Genomic DNA, 13,095 nt, shown 5'->3' with positions numbered 1-13,095 from the left:
GCATCCCTCGTGATGGAATGCGCCTTCTAGATATGAGGTACATTAACACCTGACATACTTCCGTTTAAAGCCAACCCTACCTTTGTCTGCATCCTTCTGAATAGTTTCAAAGGCATTCAGTACAGCAGTCTTTTTCTTGCCGCGGCTAATCTCCACCGGGCCGATTGCCTTTGCGGTTTCTACTGCCTTTTCATGAAGGGGCGCGTAGGAAATCCCGACTGTATAGATAAAATTGTTCATAGAAGATTTAGTCCGATCAGGAGATTCATGAATCGTTTGCTCTACCTGCTTTAGCATGTGACTGAGCTTATCAGAGCTGAATTCTTCGTCCGGTCGATTCCCCAATAACCAGCAGTAACAGCTCCAGCCTGCCGACATTTTTAGTTCCTCGCCGCTTGCAATCCATTTATCAGAAACTTCCTGGGCAATATCGGTTTCCGCCAGTGTGACGGCAACCACATAATCGGACAGCATATAAAAATAGGCACTATCCATCCAGCGATCAAAATCTGACGCTGTCATGGCCATCGGGTCTGCAATGATGCCTGCAAAATACATGGCATCGTAGTTTCCAGTGGCGTAAAGCTCTTCTGCCAGGGCCTGATTTTTCTTGATTTTCTTTGCCAGCGGTTTCATTTTTCCAGTTGGTACGCCAAAAAGCGGCTCATGCGCACCGCTGCTTATGTATGATTTCTTCGTACGTTCCGTCGCGAGTGCTTCCAGTTCTTCCATGACAGTTTCAAGATTCATTGCGGCACTTCCTTTCTGTACTATCTTTCTTGTGAATAATAATGAACGTTATGTAAAAACTAAATGAATAGATATCATCTGAGACTCTAGGAAAGGAAACCCTATGACTTACTTACTTTTGTCCTGTATAGTTTTTATACTAGTTGCTTATTTCTCCCCCAAAAATCTTACCAAACCCGAGTTGTATGCTGTGTCAATGTTTTCAATACTGTTGGGATTTGTGATTGATATCATCCTGGATCTTAAATTAAATGTATATGGATATTTTGAACCAGGCGTCCAATTTGCAGGCTTCTTACCCATACTTATCTTGTTCCCAACATCCGGCGTCTTGTATATCAATTTTTACCCATTCAAAAAATCACTTAAATCTAAATTGCTTTACATCCTATTTTGGACAGTATTCAGCCTGGCCTATGAGTTCTTTGCCATTGTAGCTGGGTTCTTCTATCACAATGGCTGGACGTATACCTATTCTGCTCTCACCTATCCATTTTTATTAGTTCTGCAGCTTGTCCATTTTCATTTTTTCAAACATCTAGTAAAAAAGGAGTGAGAAAAACCTGTCCCAGGTATTTACTTGAGGCAGGTCTTTAACAGTTTACTTCGCGTTTTCATCAGGTTGATGAATTCCAAAAATGTTCCCTTCGGTGTCTTTGTAATAACCCTGCCACGCCATTCCTGGTAAAGCATACTTCGGCAAAGCGACCGTTCCGCCGCTTGCAAGGATCTTCTCTTCAGTGGAATCGTAATCTTCCACGCCCATCGTACAGGCGTACCCATTCATTGGCTGACCCGCTTCGGGTGGAGGACCTTGGCGCTGCATCAGTGCTCCATTGATCCCTGGCTGGTCTTCCCCGCCTCTCACCGCCCCCATATACGGCATGCCGGCAAATTCGCTCCAATCTTCAAACGTCCACCCAAACACTTCCCCATAAAACTTCACTGCGCGCTCCATGTCATCCACATGAACTTCAAAATGAACTATTCTTCCCATAACTGCCTCCCAGTGTTAATAATTTTGAACCTCTATTAGCTAGTTCGCCAATCCGGCTCGTTATCCTTCTTTTTTCCGAACAAATATTCGGTGTTTGGATTGAGTACATTTTGAATTATTAATTTATACGTCCTTTAGGCTCCTCTTGAAGACTTTAATTCTGTTTTCTGTGATCATCATTCTTTACAACAAATACCCTTAAGACCAACAAGCGACAGCAACCTCTCTGTATATGAATCCCAGCATTGGCACATCCTACTACAGATAAACTGCGAAAGGATGGGTGTTTTGAAAACTGAAGACAATAGAAACATCACATTGACTGCGACTGAGCTTAGCGAGCTTTGGAAGAATTACATTGGAGAAACGCTGCTCGACTGTGTTTACACGCACTTTAAAACTAATACCAATGATGAGCGCATAAAAGAATTGCTGGAGAAGGCGCACAATATGACGCAAAAGCATATTACAAAACTTAAAGAGATCTTCGATAAAGATGAATTTGTCCTTCCCAATGGTTTCGGTGACAAAGATGTCATCCGGGATGCCCCTCCGCTCTTTACTGATAAATTTTATTTGTTTTATTTAAAAGAAGTCTCCCGTATCAACCTGATTCAATTTTCAAATGCCCTGACGGTTTCGTTCAGGGAGGATATAAGAGAATACTTCGATGAGTGCATAGATGATACTAGTGAAATTCACCAAGATGTCATGAACTCCATGCTTACAAAGGGAATGGTCATCCGGGCACCTTATATACCTATTCCGAAAACCGTGGAATTTATTGAATCTAATAAGTTCTTGAATAATTTTTTTGGAAAAGAACGGCCTATCTCCGCTACTGAAATTATGGGGGTCTATGTAAACCTTGATTCCAACCAATTTGGAAAGTCACTGATGATAGGCTTCAGCCAAGTAATAGAGTCAGAAGAAATTAAAAAGTATATGCTGGAGGGGAGAGACCTTGCGCAAAAGAATGTCAAAGCTCTTCAAGATATGCTTACAAAAGATCACCTGCCTGCTCCGCAACTATGGGATCCAGAAGTATTAGAATCGAAGGCAGCCCCCTTTTCTGAAAAACTAATGTTGTACCATATTGCCCTTGCGAATGTGGGCAGTGTCTTGAACTATGGAGTAGGATTTACGTCAACCTATAGATATGACTTGGCCACCGATTTTCTGCGATTGGTTTCGGAAATAGCAAAGTTCTCAAATAAGGGAGTTAAATTGCTTATTGAAAAAGGATGGCTAGAGCAACCTCCGTTAGCTGCTGACCGTGATAAATTAGCGAAGTAGTGTGGAAAAGGTACAAGTTCATGGAGGATCCCCTCACACAGTCTCGCTGCACCTTATAACTTAAAAAACAATTCTCCGCCAATCGTTGATCAGCATGTCTGATTACACACTTATATTGGCGGTATTTTTTGTGAGCTCAACTAATTGTCCGGGTCCAATTGGTTTTGTTTCAAGAATATTCATAGGAAGAAAACTAAGGGAAAAGGTGATTATCAATGATTAATAAAATCGGGAAGATCTCGGTGTATGTGGAAGATCAGCAGCAAGCCAAAGACTTCTGATTAAGTAAAGGGGACTTCGTTTTTAAAAATTGGCAGCCGAAGGGACCTGGGGAGGATGAATTTACCACTCTAGTCCTCTACTCCAAAGCCGCGATGGAAATGAGTATTTATCAAGGGAAGATCAATAAGTACATATATAAGAAAAATACAGGCGTGTCTAATGGGTTGAATTGAGAAGTGCAAAATTATCTAATAACATTACATTAAACGCTCCGACCTAAGAGTAACGGGTTCGGTTTAGAAGTAGAAAAATGAAATTAACACTATGTTTAGGATACTAATTCGCATATGGATTGGTATCCCTTTTTTTGCTTATATATAAGGGTTTTACCGATTTCAACATATGATTTAGAGAGTGAATTAGCATACAAATCAGCAAGTATCTGCTAGACAGCAGACACCTGCCATTTAGTATGTTAATTACAATGTTAAATTGGAATATAAAAAGGTCAGCGGCTATCACCACTGACCGAACAGTTTATTCCATTAAAGCCCCCTATAATGGAACAACGATTTTCTTAGCCCCTAATTCTGAATGAACGTAAAGGAGTTTGACTTCCCTTTAATTTCTCCCTCAGGAGTAATGGAATAATCAGCAATCGAGTTTGTAGCTTTTTCAGGGTTTGTTAAGCCATCCTTCAAGTTAAAGGTCACTTCCCAGGCTTTTGAAGTGCTGCTGAAATGTGTCTCATTAGATAACAACTCAACATCCTCCATAGCTATATCCTCATTGCTCTCTTCATTGAATACAGCTAAGTCTTTCTCCAACTCCTCCATAGCGATTTCTTCAGCTTGTTCCTTGGTTATTTCTTCTGTCTCACTATTTCCGCAACCGACCAAAGAGAAGATTGCTAATAAGGATACTAATATAACAGAAATCTTTTTCATAAGTTTTCCCCTCCTAGTTATTACTTTTACGACAACGAACAGTAAAAAGTTTCAATTTTAATCTTCATCTTCCATTACCCTTTAATTCACACAAAGGGTGACTGTTACTTCAGCAAACTCCCCCTATAATTGAAGATAGCTACTCAATAACTTGTTATTCCAAAGATAAGTTTAAAAGCATTTCGATTCTTCTTCATCTTTTTAAAACCTTCTTTAAAGTCCATAACTATGACGGTTTTCAAGAGCCATATTCTTAAATATACAGAACGGAACTTTATAGGAGGGATGATTCCTTTTTGCTCATACTCGGTGCCATCCTCAAGTTCAGTTTCCGTCCTAACAATCCAAGTGTTCCCTATTCCAAACTCTATATATTTCATCCAGTATCCCCCATTACATAAAAGAAGTAACCACCATACGCTTAGAGTCTTCCAACACTTTATAAATAGATAAAAATCAAATTTCGATTTATTCCGTTAACCTGCTCCTTTAAACTAACAAACCCTTTATCTATATATTAACATATAATCCCATAAACCCCTCGATTACAGTGTTAAAGGCTTGCGAATAGTAATGAAAAAAGGGATGTCAAAAACATCCCTTTTTGTGCTGCTAATTATCGTTTTCTACTTCTGTTCCGAAACCGTTATGCTAAATCCACTGCTTTTTTTAATGATAATAAAGTGTTGAATATGGTTTGAAATAATTGTGATTTTGATTGCGATATCGAGTTTTGTACTTCAAAACCGAACCCGTTAGTTTAACTTAACAATCTTACTTTTCCTTCTTTGAATTAAAGAATTTAACGACAAAACCAGAGCCAAAGGATAACAACGTATAAACAAACACCCATCCCCAAAAAGATGAATTAAATATAGTATAAGTTGCAATAACAGAAGCTATAAAGACTAACAAAGGTACGATAAATATATTTCTGAAAATATAATATCCAAGTATTCCTAATACGATTGATAACAAAGGGAAAACAAACAAAACCAACTCAATTAAATTCACATAATCCCTCCCAAAAGCCTTTATTTATATATTAACATAAAGTCCCATAACCCCTCGATTAAGGTGTTAAAAGGCCTGCGAATAGTTATGTAAAAGGGGATGTCAATAACATCCCTTTTTGTGCTGTTAATTATCATTTTCTACTTCTGTTCCGAACCCGTTAACCTAAGAGCGTTTCTTTTTTTATCCACTTGTGGGCCTAGAACCGCAATTCATAAAAATTACCTTTCACGAGTTCTTAATTACTTTAAAACACAAACTTGAAATAATAAATGACAATACTAAAAGAGCAGGGAGGACGATAAAAAGTCCCAATAAATCAGTTTTATAATTCCACGGCACAAAAGCTTCCCATATTTCAGCCGTCACGTTCCATAGCACCAGAAAGATAAATAGAGTAAAGATGTAATATATTATTCTCTCTAACATTAGCTTCATCTTACAGACTCTCCCTTTAAAAGCTTTTTCAAACTATTTATAAATCAACATGGTTAAAAACTATTGAAATAAAATAACAGTCCATTTCCATTACTGGATGGACTGCTTTTTGGCCAGTATTTTTGTTCGCTTAAAACGCATTTAATTCTCAACAAATACAAGTCTTCCTCTTCATGCCAACCCTGTCCTTCGCTTCGATCTTTTTTATATAATCTTTCGCTACAGGAACTTTACAGGCAGTGTTTCCTACATCGACATGCACTTTGCCGATATGTTCGGCCACTTGTTTTGCTTCTTCCGGCAGCTCACTTACATAGCTGCCGACCGCGATTACAAATCCATTCATCACATATCTTACTCGGTTTCTTTCCTCGTGAATCGTGTCTTTCACTCTCTGTAGCAAAGTTCTAATCTCATCGATATCCAGCTCTTCATCGGCAGTGATGGATAGATAGTTGGAATAAGTGCTCCAGCCGCTCACTGCCGTCATCTCGTCATCGGACTTCATCCACTCTCTCGCTAATTCCAATGCATAATTGCTTTCAGCAGCTACACCGGCCACTGTATACTCCGCAATCATATACCAATAGGCGCCCTGTACCCATTCCTGCAGAGTTTCTTTTGACATCAGCTTCGGATTGATCGAGAGGCCCGCCAAATACATGGCATCATGATTTCCTGACCGAAAAAACTGAAGTGCCAGGTCGTGATCCTTCTTTACGTATTCCACCATCTTCTTCAAATCGCCTATCTTCACTCCGAAATATGGTTCCTTTACCCCGTGATTTTCATAGATTTTCTTCGTTTGCTTAGAACCCAGCGCTTCAAGCTTTTGCATGATATCTTCATATGTCATTCTACTCACCTTCTTTTTAAGCCTTCGTCAAACTCTTTTTCTCCAAGTAATCACGCAGCGAATCCAAATCCTTCGCACATGCTTTTTTGAATGGTCCCACCATCAATTTTCCAAACCATTTGGATAAGCCATTCAAGCCTTTGATTTCACCGATCATCGTGACGTCTGTTTGGTCCCCTGCTCCTGTAAGTAAGTAGGTAAACACAAACTCTCCCTTTCCAGTCGTTCCCTTCGTCCCGTCGCATCTCACGACAACTTTATCTGGTTCTTCCAGTTCGGCCACTTCAAAAAATTCGGTTGCCTCTTTCCCAAACATTTTTCTCGTTTCCCGCCACTGGCTGCCTTCTTTCATTAGTCCCTCATCATCTCTTTCGATTCTGACTAACCCCTGCATCCACTGTTCTGCCGAATCGAGATCAATAAGCGCCCGATAAGCTTCTTGCTTAGGTACTGGTAATGTTCTTTTTACTTCAAATTGAATACCCACTGTTTTCCTCCTTTAAATGCCTACATATGTACTTTATTAGACAACTTTGACACAATTCCTTTATTTAAGCCTCTTCATTACAGGTTTTATTCCTGTTTCATAATGACCTTTGCCTTACTTCTATACTACCTTAACTTTAAAGGAAGGTAAAAAAACCTCAGCCTGAAGTGTTTATGGCTGAGGGGGTTAAGAGGAATCACCTTAATTTCTCGCTAAATATTTTAAACTATTGGCCTTTTAACAATAATAATCTAGTTATCTACTTGATCGGCTTGTGTATTTTTAGTGGTCTTTCCTAGTGAAAAATGGATATTTACGCGGATTTGTTAGTTTCACCCATACAAGCCTGTCTAAAGTTACATACAATATAACAGTTTAGTGCAGGAGGTGAGATTAGTGGAAAAATTCATTGCAAAGCTAAGTGGACGAAATGAAGTTCCACCAGTAGACACAGATGCTTTTGGGGTAGCAAAATTTGTTTCTAACAAGTACTGTACAAAAATTAAATTCTTCCTCAAAGTCAAAGATATAGATAATTTCGTCCAAGCCCATATTCACTTTGGGAAGAGAGGAGAAAATGGTCCTGTCCTTGCTTTTCTTTTTGGAGCCGACTTAGCTACACTAGAGGAACAAAACGGAATTTCAACACGGCGCGGGATTGTTACAGGCGTGATTACAGATAAAGATATCGTTGATAATAATGTGGGTGTCGACGATGTCGAAGATTTACTGGAGCTTATGGAAGATGAACTCACATACGTGAACGTTCATACCGAGCAAAATCCTGGCGGGGAAATCAGGGGGCAGATCATTCCTCTTCGCCGCAGAAAATACTAGTGAACATTCCTGTATAAAAAGGGGCTTCTTATTTCAGAAGCCCCTTTAAGTATTACACTATATGTAAAAAGTAGCAGATACCAATAAACTCAGTGCCAGACAGATGACCGCCCACTTCTTGGATTGACTTACCAGCCGGGCATCTCCCTCTTTAAGATATTGAAAAAAGCTAAGTGTGAAATAATAGCAGAATACCATCAGGATCGCAGAAAGGATCCCGGAACATGTTGCAGCCATGCCATCGCTCCTTAATTTTATATGAATTTCTTGTTGAAGTTTTTTAATTGTTCGTTTGGTGGTAGTACTCTTAAAAGTTGTATATTCCTCCGGTCATTGATCCAATTTTACAATTAGCCTCCTCATTTCCGGACAATTCCTAAACTCAACACCCTTGGCATACCTAAGCCACCCTTCCCCTCTATAAAAGCTGACGTTTAATGGAGCGAATCTGTCCCCGGTGATTGATCTCATCTTCAAAAACATGGAACCATAAATAATAGTGATTATATGGGGCGCCATGACCCCATTCTTTTTCTGTCAGCAGCCAGTCATCATTGAGTTTTTTCAGTTGGCTGATCGTCTTTTCCTGACTTTGGTTAACTCACTCAAATAATATTCAAGAGGCTGGTTTCGAATTTCCAGCCTGGCCTTCTCACCCAGCTCCAAAGCTGTTTTCCATTGCTGAAGTTCCACCTCATTCAAGTCACGTTCTTCAAACGAAATCACTTGATGAACAAACTCAATGGAGGCAATATGTAATAGCAGTGCGCCAATGGAGTTGGCTCCTTCATCAACACTGTAATCCAACTCTTCCTGGCTCAGGTCTTTGATTTCTTCTAGAGTGACCGCCCTGGTATGATCGAGCATGGAGACCAGTTCTCCTATTTTTTCAGTGAACCCTTCTCTACTCTTGATTCTGTAATCAATCATCCATCCAACCTCCCCAGTAGTCTAGTTAACAGATTAACAAAATAATCATAAAATAATAGACTGATATTTATTGGATAGAAATGGTACAATAGAATCAGAGTTACATAATCACCGCTTAATCACCAAAAGGCATGATCACATTCCATCCATTCTGCTCAAACAGCATCTTTAACCCCCACAAATGATCGCTTCCAATTAAAAGAAATATTCTTTCACCCGCTTCGTCATCTGTTAAATCCACGACGTTTTTATAAATCATCATTTCCCTTTCCAGCCACTTTTTCATGAAGTTAATTCCTACCCTATCCCCTGTGCCATCCTCTATAGCAGTAAAGGACCAATATAACTTTTCTAATTCTTCCTGTAAGTTACGGCTGTTTAAAAGTTGAAAAGATGTCAGTAAGTGGGATTCCTCACTCAAAATAGGAATTTTTTCTTGCACAGAACTCATTAGCTTTAAAACTTCAGGATATGTATTTTGAATGGCACTGTTTAGTTTCTTCATTTCTTCACTTGAAATACCTGCATCCCAGTCAACTGCATAAACTTGATTATGTTCTAATTTCTTTGCTAACCGGAATCCAATCTGCTCAATTTCATGAACCTCATAACGCCGGTCAGCATGACTGAATTTTTCACTGAGTTGATAATGTTCTCCCTTATCCCATTCCAATGCTACTTTGGTTGGTCTTAATTGAGATAAGCAGTCAACAAGCTCTACCACTTCTTGTTCTTTCTTCTTTATCATATTTTCTTCCTGTTCGAAGTGAAAGGTCCCCGTCAGGATGATTTCTTTCTTCAGTTTCGTTTCCTCCTTACTCCCTGCATTTTCATTGTGGATAGACACGTGCCGAGTCATCCACCTTAAATTGCTCTCCAATTTCATTTATATATCCTTTTATCTTACTTAGGGCTATCCATTGCTTTTGAGATTAGAAAAAGTCCTCTTTAACCTTGCAAGCAATAAGTTTATATGTTTATCTTATTCATTGTATTTCTCAAAAACTTCATTTTTCATTTTGTTAAATCGATTTGGGCTTTCACCAACATAGTCTACTTTTTCTAATTTTTCTTTTGAAATGCTGGTATATGTTGTGGCTTTCTTTGTGATACTTAAATCATATTTCCCTTGATTTACACCCATCACTACGTACTCGCCTTTAGGATTTTCTTGTAAGAAGAGAAGATAATTGCCTCTTTTGTTCATGGGTACATAACCTTCCATGGTTTCTAAAATGTTATCTCGTACGAATCCTGGTTCATATACAATGATTATTGTTCCTTCGCTTACTTGACCTTTAAATATGTCATTGATCTTTATTTCTGTTTTTCCAACAGAATCAATATGTACTCCATTCTGATATATGTTTTGAATCGTTGGCTCTCCGTATAGCTTGCCTTTCACGATAAGGTCAGAATTATTTTCTAATTCTTCAAGTGATTCATACACTTGATAGTCTGCACTTCCACTTGAAACTGTGATTGCTGCACTTGAGGAAGAGGTAGTTAAGGGACTATTTCCATTACTAAAATAATATGCAAATACGAAAAAAGCTGAAATAATCAAAAAGTACTTAAGCGATTTCTTCAAACTCATCCCCCATTTTCATAAACCTTTTTTCTCAATGTAACGTCCTTTGGTTAAGTCAAGGCCTAAAACCAGTGTTACTTAACTGATAGTAATTGGAAGTGAATTGAATTTAGCTTTTCAATAACGGAGTCTAAATTTTCTTGTTGAAAATTCATAGTAATCATTGTATCAGGTAAGCTAATCCCCCATTCTCCTTTTCCAACCAAATCTCTATAAGCATCATCCAAAGCTTTTGACGTTTCAATCAATTGTTCCTGATTTATCAAAGGCAATTTTTCTTTAAAGGTATCTATTATGTCTTCAAATGTCTCATCAAACGTCAATATGAAAGAAGAGTGTTCATGATCTAGTACATAATCAGTTGATTTTAAAACAACTGACTCCATTGGTTTCGCCAACTCCCAATACACATCTGACTGGCTATCCGAAACAGGAAAACTACCACTCCTGGAAAGCTCTCTGATAAAATCATTAAAATTCCGCCACTCTTTTGCTCTTTCACTAAATTCATTGATTACTATAGCATTCTCCAATAGAGTCTCTTGTTTTTCCAGATAGGTATTCGTATTGAAAAGTAGTATACCTAATACACAGTTAGAGATTAGTGAGAGTATAAGAAAGACCTTTATCGATAACTTTTTCATATTGTCACCCTCCACTCTATTTCTTAATCTCAGTTCCTGCTGCTTTTTTGGTTAGTAAAAAGCCCTGAATTGCTACAAATAAAGGTAATATAAAAACACCTACAAGTGAGAGTCCAATTGTTTTTCGCTCTTTTTGTATTTCTTCGATACCCATGACCAACATTGCTAGACCTAAGAGAAAGACAATAATGTGGCTAAGCTCATAATTTAATTTTTGTATTCAATGCGAGTAGAGCTAATGTAAAAGTTGATAGTGAAAGAACATATCGTAAAATTTTCAACAAAATCACCTCCACCTTCTTTCATATAACTGATTACTTCTTAACATCCATTTAGGGTTAACTGGTCCATCACTGAGCCTTTTTCTCTTTTCTTATCTGATTACGAGTTATCTTCAGACCCGTAAATCCGGCTGCAAAGGATGGCGCTATACTCCAGGTAAGATAATTCCATTGCCCGGTCCCCAGTGAGATCAATAGAAATACAATCGGAAAACCGACTAACACCGTTAGAGAAACAAAAAGTGCTAATGTACTATTCTTCATACCTAACCTCCAGTTTATATTTATAACAGTAACCTAAACCTCTGCTACGGTTTCATTAATATTAGCTGTCCCAAACTTATGAACGTCATTGCTTTATCGCTATGTATAGAAGTAACCCCAGAATTGCACCGTTGATGATCAGTTGAACAATTTCCATATTCCCAAAATACGAAAGTAACCCGATTGCTAAAAGAATGCCCATGATAACAAATAATATAACTTTGAAAAAATTCATATTTTCTCCTTTATTTATGTGATAACCGGCTTTTGCTGCTAGAGGCTACTTAAATGAATAAAACTTCCGATTTAAAAAGAAGCCAAAAGCAGCTTTCATTTACTATTTTCTGTAATTACCCTATCATCATTAAATTCTTTCATTGCTTTCATCAGATTATTTTTTTGGTGAGGAGTATTCCGCATTCCAGCATCGAACAGCATGATTAAGTACTCCTTCACTTCTTCCGTGTGTCTTTCTGTGTAACGCCCCTCACTTTGTACTTCTTGAATCAGAGAGAGCTTTCTCTCATCCGGCAAATCGGGCCAATGATTGACAATCAGCTCCTCATCTAATATTTCTTTTACGTTTTCTGCATCCGAACTCGAGCAGCCAATTAGCATCGCAGAAAATAAAAGCATGAATAAAAGTAAAAATAACTTCTTCAATGGATCTTGCCCCCTCACCAAAGGTATCCCTCTATAGATCACAAAAAAAATTTAAATGGGATAAAGATATTTTCTCCACCAGAGATGTTGACCGATGAAAAGCCTTCCTGCCACTCCCTCATTTTCTACCTTTCTTAAAACAGGGTTACTGCCTAAAAATGGAATATTCATTAATTACAATGATAACATAAACGGCAATATAAGAGAGGTCTCGTTCATACAAAAGGGTAAAATTAAAACAAGCTATTTAGCTCACCTGTTAAAAACGGGCAGGATGCTAATTTACCTTAAAAATGTAAAAACAAAAGCAGGTCTAATTCACATCGAAATTAGCCTGCTATATCTGATGGTTTTTTATTATAAGGTTGTATTTAGGTGGAATCTTTGAACACCTACGCCATAGAGGTTACTGCCCAAAGAATTAAGCCCGAAATTATTAGCAAAAACACCATAAACGCACTAGAAATAAGGATAAGTGTCTTTACTATTACTGGCTCTTTCATTTGTTTATAAGCCACAAACCCCAATACAATTGAAGTTAACCAAACAAATACTCCCCACAATGAAAATAAGTAGGACGAATTGGCCAACCAAAACACAGTGATCAGTATGTGAAAAAACATCAAAAAGACTGTTAACCCCTTCATACCTCTCTCCTTTCAAATACCTCTTTTCTAAACATTCAGTTTTATAAAAGCTCCAATTTGCATCATAACATAATTTCCCTTTTTTTATTTTTAACTTCTTGATTTAGTTTGGAGACCCTACTCCACAGTTTATTCGTGTACACAACATTCGCTCATTGTGAATGTCTGTCCAAGGCAAAATCCCTTCATCCCTTTTATTTCATGATTGTGATAATATTCTATGTATTAACT

General features: G+C 38.0%; 18 protein-coding genes and 1 pseudogene. 3 read left to right on the top strand and 16 right to left on the bottom strand.

All coding sequences use genetic code 11. From position 1 onward, the window contains the following. Positions 1 to 42: 42 nt before the first annotated feature. The gene (locus BSG1_RS02290) at positions 43 to 750 is read right to left on the bottom strand and encodes a DNA alkylation repair protein (RefSeq protein ID WP_006835193.1); all 708 of its coding nucleotides are present in this window, start codon (positions 748 to 750) and stop codon (positions 43 to 45) included. Positions 751 to 853: 103 nt separating this feature from the next. On the opposite strand from BSG1_RS02290, the gene BSG1_RS02285 reads away from it, so the two are divergent. Further along, positions 854 to 1,306, top strand: a complete 453-nt coding sequence (locus BSG1_RS02285) for a CBO0543 family protein (protein ID WP_044022219.1) — start codon at positions 854 to 856, stop codon at positions 1,304 to 1,306. A 45-nt stretch (positions 1,307 to 1,351) separates the two neighbouring features. On the opposite strand, the gene BSG1_RS02280 is transcribed toward BSG1_RS02285, so the two are convergent. Next, positions 1,352 to 1,747 (bottom strand): VOC family protein, encoded by a 396-nt coding sequence (locus BSG1_RS02280; RefSeq protein ID WP_006835191.1) that lies wholly within the window; start codon positions 1,745 to 1,747, stop codon positions 1,352 to 1,354. A gap of 288 nt (positions 1,748 to 2,035) precedes the next feature. Between BSG1_RS02280 and BSG1_RS02275 the strand changes: the two genes are divergently transcribed. Further along, positions 2,036 to 3,043, top strand: coding sequence for a DUF3231 family protein (locus BSG1_RS02275; RefSeq protein WP_198008166.1), 1,008 nt, complete (start codon positions 2,036 to 2,038; stop codon positions 3,041 to 3,043). A gap of 806 nt (positions 3,044 to 3,849) precedes the next feature. Here the strand turns inward: BSG1_RS02275 and BSG1_RS02270 are convergent. The 5 genes from BSG1_RS02270 to BSG1_RS02245 all read right to left on the bottom strand — a co-directional run bounded on the left by BSG1_RS02270 (position 3,850) and on the right by BSG1_RS02245 (position 7,007). Beyond that, a complete protein-coding gene (locus BSG1_RS02270; protein WP_006835188.1) occupies positions 3,850 to 4,212 on the bottom strand; it encodes a hypothetical protein in 363 nt (120 codons plus the stop codon). Between the two features lie 143 nt (positions 4,213 to 4,355). Beyond that, positions 4,356 to 4,592, bottom strand: a complete 237-nt coding sequence (locus BSG1_RS02265) for a DUF3977 family protein (protein ID WP_006835187.1) — start codon at positions 4,590 to 4,592, stop codon at positions 4,356 to 4,358. 394 nt (positions 4,593 to 4,986) lie between these two features. Beyond that, complete coding sequence (locus BSG1_RS02260) at positions 4,987 to 5,226, bottom strand: DUF2651 family protein (RefSeq protein WP_044022218.1); 240 nt, start codon at positions 5,224 to 5,226, stop codon at positions 4,987 to 4,989. A 586-nt stretch (positions 5,227 to 5,812) separates the two neighbouring features. Continuing rightward, positions 5,813 to 6,520, bottom strand: coding sequence for a DNA alkylation repair protein (locus BSG1_RS02250; protein ID WP_006835185.1), 708 nt, complete (start codon positions 6,518 to 6,520; stop codon positions 5,813 to 5,815). Positions 6,521 to 6,536: 16 nt separating this feature from the next. Next, positions 6,537 to 7,007 (bottom strand): SRPBCC family protein, encoded by a 471-nt coding sequence (locus BSG1_RS02245; protein ID WP_006835184.1) that lies wholly within the window; start codon positions 7,005 to 7,007, stop codon positions 6,537 to 6,539. A gap of 396 nt (positions 7,008 to 7,403) precedes the next feature. Between BSG1_RS02245 and BSG1_RS02240 the strand changes: the two genes are divergently transcribed. After that, positions 7,404 to 7,844: a CHRD domain-containing protein gene (locus BSG1_RS02240; protein ID WP_044022217.1), complete on the top strand. Its 441-nt coding sequence runs from the start codon at positions 7,404 to 7,406 to the stop codon at positions 7,842 to 7,844. 57 nt (positions 7,845 to 7,901) lie between these two features. On the opposite strand, the gene BSG1_RS02235 is transcribed toward BSG1_RS02240, so the two are convergent. The 9 genes and pseudogenes from BSG1_RS02235 to BSG1_RS02205 all read right to left on the bottom strand — a co-directional run bounded on the left by BSG1_RS02235 (position 7,902) and on the right by BSG1_RS02205 (position 12,217). Next, positions 7,902 to 8,081, bottom strand: coding sequence for a hypothetical protein (locus tag BSG1_RS02235; protein ID WP_006835182.1), 180 nt, complete (start codon positions 8,079 to 8,081; stop codon positions 7,902 to 7,904). A 181-nt stretch (positions 8,082 to 8,262) separates the two neighbouring features. After that, positions 8,263 to 8,774, bottom strand: a pseudogene (locus BSG1_RS02230) (DinB family protein). A gap of 115 nt (positions 8,775 to 8,889) precedes the next feature. Further along, positions 8,890 to 9,522: a DUF5694 domain-containing protein gene (locus tag BSG1_RS02225; protein ID WP_156791337.1), complete on the bottom strand. Its 633-nt coding sequence runs from the start codon at positions 9,520 to 9,522 to the stop codon at positions 8,890 to 8,892. Positions 9,523 to 9,756: 234 nt separating this feature from the next. Beyond that, the gene (locus tag BSG1_RS02220; RefSeq protein ID WP_044022216.1) at positions 9,757 to 10,365 is read right to left on the bottom strand and encodes a hypothetical protein; all 609 of its coding nucleotides are present in this window, start codon (positions 10,363 to 10,365) and stop codon (positions 9,757 to 9,759) included. Positions 10,366 to 10,439: 74 nt separating this feature from the next. After that, complete coding sequence (locus BSG1_RS02215) at positions 10,440 to 11,009, bottom strand: hypothetical protein (RefSeq protein WP_044022215.1); 570 nt, start codon at positions 11,007 to 11,009, stop codon at positions 10,440 to 10,442. Between the two features lie 16 nt (positions 11,010 to 11,025). Then, positions 11,026 to 11,196, bottom strand: a complete 171-nt coding sequence (locus BSG1_RS20030; protein WP_156791335.1) for a DUF3953 domain-containing protein — start codon at positions 11,194 to 11,196, stop codon at positions 11,026 to 11,028. 163 nt (positions 11,197 to 11,359) lie between these two features. Next, positions 11,360 to 11,554: a hypothetical protein gene (locus BSG1_RS02210; protein WP_006835174.1), complete on the bottom strand. Its 195-nt coding sequence runs from the start codon at positions 11,552 to 11,554 to the stop codon at positions 11,360 to 11,362. Positions 11,555 to 11,639: 85 nt separating this feature from the next. Then, positions 11,640 to 11,789 (bottom strand): hypothetical protein, encoded by a 150-nt coding sequence (locus tag BSG1_RS20695; protein ID WP_006835173.1) that lies wholly within the window; start codon positions 11,787 to 11,789, stop codon positions 11,640 to 11,642. Positions 11,790 to 11,884: 95 nt separating this feature from the next. Continuing rightward, entirely contained in the window at positions 11,885 to 12,217 is a 333-nt protein-coding gene (locus BSG1_RS02205) for a hypothetical protein (protein WP_044022214.1), read from the bottom strand. Positions 12,218 to 13,095 lie beyond the last annotated feature (878 nt).

The organism is Bacillus sp. SG-1, assembly GCF_000181495.1.
Taxonomy (GTDB): Bacteria; Bacillota; Bacilli; order Bacillales; family Bacillaceae_B; genus Rossellomorea.
The sequence above is the reverse complement of the archived record's forward strand: the minus strand, read 5'-3'. Positions and strand labels throughout refer to the sequence as shown.